At 66.4% G+C, this 5162-nt stretch carries 4 protein-coding genes; all 4 read left to right on the top strand.

Annotation, left to right across the window (positions count from 1 at the left end; genetic code table 11):
* Positions 1–229 precede the first annotated feature (229 nt).
* Positions 230–1126, top strand: a complete 897-nt coding sequence (locus tag E2651_RS41000) for an aromatic prenyltransferase (RefSeq protein WP_135336359.1) — start codon at positions 230–232, stop codon at positions 1124–1126.
* A 66-nt stretch (positions 1127–1192) separates the two neighbouring features.
* Entirely contained in the window at positions 1193–2005 is an 813-nt protein-coding gene (locus E2651_RS40995) for a nuclear transport factor 2 family protein (RefSeq protein ID WP_135336358.1), read from the top strand.
* Between the two features lie 50 nt (positions 2006–2055).
* Positions 2056–3594, top strand: a complete 1539-nt coding sequence (locus tag E2651_RS40990; protein WP_135336357.1) for an MFS transporter — start codon at positions 2056–2058, stop codon at positions 3592–3594.
* Between the two features lie 214 nt (positions 3595–3808).
* On the top strand, positions 3809–5162 hold a 1354-nt coding region (locus E2651_RS40985; protein ID WP_245239528.1), incomplete at its 3' end, for a 2-oxoacid:acceptor oxidoreductase family protein.

Genomic DNA, 5162 nt, shown 5'->3' with positions numbered 1-5162 from the left:
CCCGCGCCCCCTGCCACCGCCCCGGAAGCCACTGCCGTACGCACCCCGCGCGCCGCATGATGCATCGACAACACAGTGGAGGAACAGGCCAGATGGACCCGGGGCCCGGCCGATGTCCGCCGCATCGCCGCCCGGCGCCGGGTACGCCACCACCGTGTTCGGGCCGCTCCCCGGCCTTGCCGCCGTCGGGAGCGCGCCGACGCGTCACCGTATCGACCAGGAGTACAGAATGTCCGAAGCCATCACATCCGAAGCCACCTCAGTAGAGGTTGTCTACGCGGCCATCGAGGAAGCGGCCGGACTGCGGAACGTGCCCTGCTCACCCGAGAAGGTCGTGCCGATCCTGTCGGCGTTCGGGCCGTTCGAGGGCGGGGTCATCTTCAGCTCGACGGCCGGTCAGGGCGACGGGGCAGACGTCGATCTCACCATTCAGGTGCCGAAGGCGATCGGCGATCCCTATACGCACGCCGTCTCCAGCGGCCTGCTCCCCGAGACGGACCATCCCGTCGCCTCCCTGCTCGCGGACCTCCAGGAGCGATGCTCCGTCGACGAGGTCCTGATCGACTTCGGAGTCGTCAGCGGATTCAACAAGCTCTATGTGCACGTGCCGCGTGACCCGCAGACGGTCTCCCAGCTTGCCGCCGTCCCGTCCATGCCGCGCGCCGTGGCCGAGAACGCCGACTTCTTCGCCCGCCATGGCCTGGACGCCGTGGCGATGATCGCGATCGACTACCGGCGCAGGACGACGAACCTGTACTTCCACCTCCCGACCGGTATCGAGCGGGAGATCATCGTGTCGATGCTGCGCGAGCTCGGACTTCCGGAAGCGGATGAGCAGTTGCTCGAGTCCGCCCGTAAGTCGTTCAGGGTCTATTTCACCCTCGGCTGGGACTCCTCGAAGATCGAGCGCATCAGCTTTGCCCGCAGCCTGGATCTGCCGCTCATCAAGGACCGGGTGGAACCGGAATTCGCGCGATGGGTGACGAACACTCCGTACACGTACCCCGGCGATCGTTTCAGCATCTCGATCGTCAAATGGACGCCCGAAGGGGAGCAGTTCAACGCCGGGTCGTACTTCCAGTTCGGGCCGCTGCAGTGGGAAGTACTGAACAAAATCCTGAGGTGACATGCCCACCGCAGGAAATCCCTCACCACCCCCGCCACCCTCTACCGCAAGGAAAGCATCGAGCCCATGACTGATCAGCAGCGCCGAGGCGGCGTGGACATCGTGCACGACTTCTACCGCGCCCTGCAGGCCAAGGACATCGACGCGTTCGGGAAGCTGTGGACGGCGGACGCGGTGTACCGGGTTCCCATCACCCCGGCGGGCGTTCCCGGTGAGTTCGCCGGGCGCGACACCATCGTGGCCGCGCTCGGCCAGTTCTTCGCGTTCTTCGGCGAGACGCGGTTCACGTGGGACGCCGAACCGATGGCCGACCCCCAGAAGGTCCTCGCCACCTGGACGCTGGAGATCGAACTGCTCGCCGGCGGCACCTACCGGAACCGCGGTGCGTCGATCTTCCGGTTCGAGGGGGACCGGATCGCCGAGTTCACCGACCACGTCGACACCGTCGCGTTCCTGGGGATATTCGACGCCAGGGTCGGCACGGCGCACCAGTTCTTCCAGCTGCTGCACGCCAAGGACATCGACGCGTGGGGCGAGCTCTGGCACGAAGACGCCACGATCACCGTGCCGTACGCCCCGGAAGGATCCGCCTCCCTCATCAAGGGCAAGGCCGAGATCGTCGCGGCGTACCAGGACCTTTTCACGGCGTACGAGACGTTCGACACCGAACTGACCGGCGTCCACCCCGCCGTGAACTCCGACGCGATATGCGTGGAGTACAAGGTCCACGCGCGACTCGTCGACGGAGCGGTGCACACCAGCGACAACGTCGCGGTCCTCCGGTTCCAGGACGGGCTGATCAGCTCGTACCACGACTACTTCGACCCACGTCGCTTCCAGGACGTCGTCGACGCGCTTCCTGGCGGGAATCCGCAGTAGGCGGCTTCCGCAGTAAGCGGCTACAGATTATTCAGAGGAGAAGCAAGGCAATGAGTTCCGTGGACAGAGATTTACGGGGTGGGACCGGCAGCCCCGCCGGTGCCGACCCTCGGCGCTGGCTGGCGCTGACCGTTCTGGCAGCCATGCAGTTCATGCTCATCATGGACATCACCGTGGTGAACGTCGCGCTCCCCGACATCCAGTCCAGCCTGGACTTCTCCCCCGGAGGGCTCGCGTGGGTGGTCAACGCCTACGTGCTGGTTGCCGGCGGGTTCCTGCTGCTGGGCGGGCGGCTTGCCGACATGTTCGGCCGCCGCAAGATTTTCATGGCCGGCGTGCTGGTGTTCGGTCTCGCGTCGGTCGCCTGTGGTGCCGCGGCCAACTCCGGGATGCTGGTCGGCAGCCGCTTCGTCCAGGGCCTGGGTGAGGCGCTGGCAGGACCGGCGGCGCTCGGGCTGATCCCCGTGCTGTTCCCCGACCGCAAGGAGCGGATGAAGGCCCTGGGCATCTGGGGCGGTCTGTCGGCGGTGGCCGGTGCGGTCGGCTCGGTCGTCGGCGGCATGGTGACCGACCTGGTGAGCTGGCGCTGGATCTTCTTCGTCAACATCCCCATCGCGCTCATCGCGCTGATCCTGGTGCCGCGCATGATGCCGGAGAGCCGGATGGCCCGCGACAACCACCGCGTCGACGCGGTCGGAGCGGTCTCCGCCACCGGCGGTCTGGTCGCGGTGGTGTACGGCCTGCTCCAGGCGGCCGAGCACTCGTGGAGCTCCGGGCGGGTGCTGGTGCCGCTGCTCGGCGGTATCGCCCTGCTGATCTTCATGGTCGTGTGGGAGTCCCGTACTCCGGACCCGATGATCCCCCTGCGGTTCTTCAGCAACCGCACCCGCGTGACGACCAACCTCGTGAGCGTGGCCATCTTCGCGGCGTTCTTCACGTACATGTTCCTGTTCACGCTGTACGCCCAACAGGTGCACGACTACTCGCCGATGAAGACGGGCCTCGCCTACATCCCGCTGACCATCATGGCGCTCGTCGGCGCGGGTACGTCCACCGTGCTGATGCCCCGCGTCGGCGTGAAGGCAGTGATGACCACCGCCTTCTTCGGCGGCGCCGTGGCGCTGTTCATCGCCGCCGAGGGCTTCGCTCCCGACGCCGGCTTCGCCGGCGGATTCATGCCCGGTCTCATCCTGTTCGGCTTCTTCAACGGTCTCGCCTACCCGGCCCTGATCAACGGAGCGCTGCACGAGGTCACCGGTCAGGACTCGGGCCTGGCCTCCGGCGTCCAGACGGCCATGCAGCAGACCGGCGCGGCGCTCGGCCTGGCCACGCTGGTTCCCTTCGCCTTCCGGTACGTCAATGACCACATCGCGGACGGAACGTCCCCGGAGGTGGCGCAGACCGACGGATACGCCCTGGCGTTCCGCATCGGTGCCGGAGCCCTCGTCGTCGCGGCCGTGGCCATCCTGGTGACGCTGGAAAAGGTGAGCGGCGAGATGCGCGACCCGGTTGCCGAGGCGGCCGAGGCGGCCGACGCGGCAGCTGCCGCCGAGGTGGCGGTCGACCCTTCCAGCAGCGCCGCCAGGTGACCGCGTGACCACTGCCTGAGGCTGTCTGAGGCGATGCCCCTTCGAAGCCGCTGCCGCTCTGTGCGGTGGCGGCTTCGACGCGTCCAGCACCGAACGCACGTGAGCGCAAGGCTAAAGTGCCCCTCTATTTCGCCCCGTTAGCCTCCGGCCAGAGCCGTTATCCACCCGGCACCGCATTCAAGACTGACCGCCGGACTGACAGGAGCCGACACGTATGTCTGTGGAATCCGCCGCACCGCCGGGAACCGGGTCCACCACCAACAAGGACGTCCGCCGTCTGGACCGTGTGATCATCCGCTTCGCGGGTGATTCGGGGGACGGTATGCAGCTCACCGGTGACCGGTTCACTTCGGAGACGGCGTCCTTCGGCAATGATCTGTCGACGCTGCCGAACTTCCCTGCCGAGATCCGTGCTCCTGCCGGAACGCTGCCGGGTGTGTCGTCGTTCCAGCTGCATTTCGCCGACCACGACATCCTCACGCCGGGGGATGCGCCGAATGTGCTGGTGGCGATGAACCCGGCGGCTTTGAAGGCGAACATCGGGGATGTGCCGCGGGGTGCGGAGGTCATCGTGAACACGGATGAGTTCTCCAAGCGGGCGATGCAGAAGGTGGGTTACGACGTCTCGCCGCTGGAGGACGGTTCGCTGGATGGCTACAGCGTGCATCCGGTGCCGTTGACGACGTTGACGGTGGAGGCGCTGAAGGAGTTTGGTCTTTCGCGCAAGGATGCCGGGCGCAGCAAGAACATGTTTGCGCTGGGGTTGTTGTCGTGGATGTATCACCGGCCCACGGAGGGCACGGAGAGGTTCCTGAAGGCGAAGTTCGCCAAGATGCCGGAGATCGCGGGGGCGAACATCGCGGCGTTCCGTGCGGGCTGGAATTTTGGTGAGACGACGGAGGATTTCGCGGTCTCCTACGAGGTGGCTCCGGCCACGGCCGCTTTCCCCACCGGCACCTACCGCAATATCTCCGGGAATCTGGCGTTGTCGTACGGGCTGATTGCTGCGGGGCGGCAGGCGGATCTGCCGTTGTATCTGGGTTCGTATCCGATCACTCCTGCCTCGGACATTTTGCATGAGTTGTCCAAGCACAAGAACTTTGGTGTGCGTACGTTCCAGGCCGAGGATGAGATTGCGGGCATCGGGGCGGCGTTGGGTGCGGCGTTCGGTGGTTCGCTGGCGGTGACGACGACGTCGGGGCCGGGTGTGGCGCTGAAGTCGGAGACGATCGGGCTGGCCGTGTCGCTTGAGTTGCCGTTGCTGGTGGTGGATATCCAGCGGGGCGGGCCGTCGACGGGGTTGCCGACGAAGACGGAGCAGGCGGATCTGCTGCAGGCGATGTTCGGGCGTAATGGTGAGGCGCCGGTGCCGATCGTGGCGCCGAAGACGCCGGCGGACTGTTTTGATGCGGCGTTGGAGGCGGCGCGGATCGCGGTGACGTACCGCACCCCCGTCTTCCTCCTCTCGGACGGTTATCTGGCCAATGGTTCGGAGCCGTGGCGGATCCCGGACGTGGATGAACTCCCCGATCTGCGGGTGCAGTTCGCTTCGGGTGCCAATCACACCG

This window comes from Streptomyces sp. MZ04, from assembly GCF_004684775.1.
Classification (GTDB): domain Bacteria; phylum Actinomycetota; class Actinomycetes; order Streptomycetales; family Streptomycetaceae; genus Streptomyces.
The sequence above is the reverse complement of the archived record's forward strand: the minus strand, read 5'-3'. Positions and strand labels throughout refer to the sequence as shown.

Bases quoted from the DNA above. Each gene is read 5' to 3' on its own strand.
- E2651_RS40995 (WP_135336358.1), top strand. From the start codon at position 1,193: ATGACTGATCAGCAGCGCCGAGGCGGCGTGGACATCGTGCACGACTTC.
- E2651_RS41000 (WP_135336359.1), top strand. From the start codon at position 230: ATGTCCGAAGCCATCACATCCGAAGCCACCTCAGTAGAGGTTGTCTAC.
- E2651_RS40990 (WP_135336357.1), top strand. From the start codon at position 2,056: ATGAGTTCCGTGGACAGAGATTTACGGGGTGGGACCGGCAGCCCCGCC.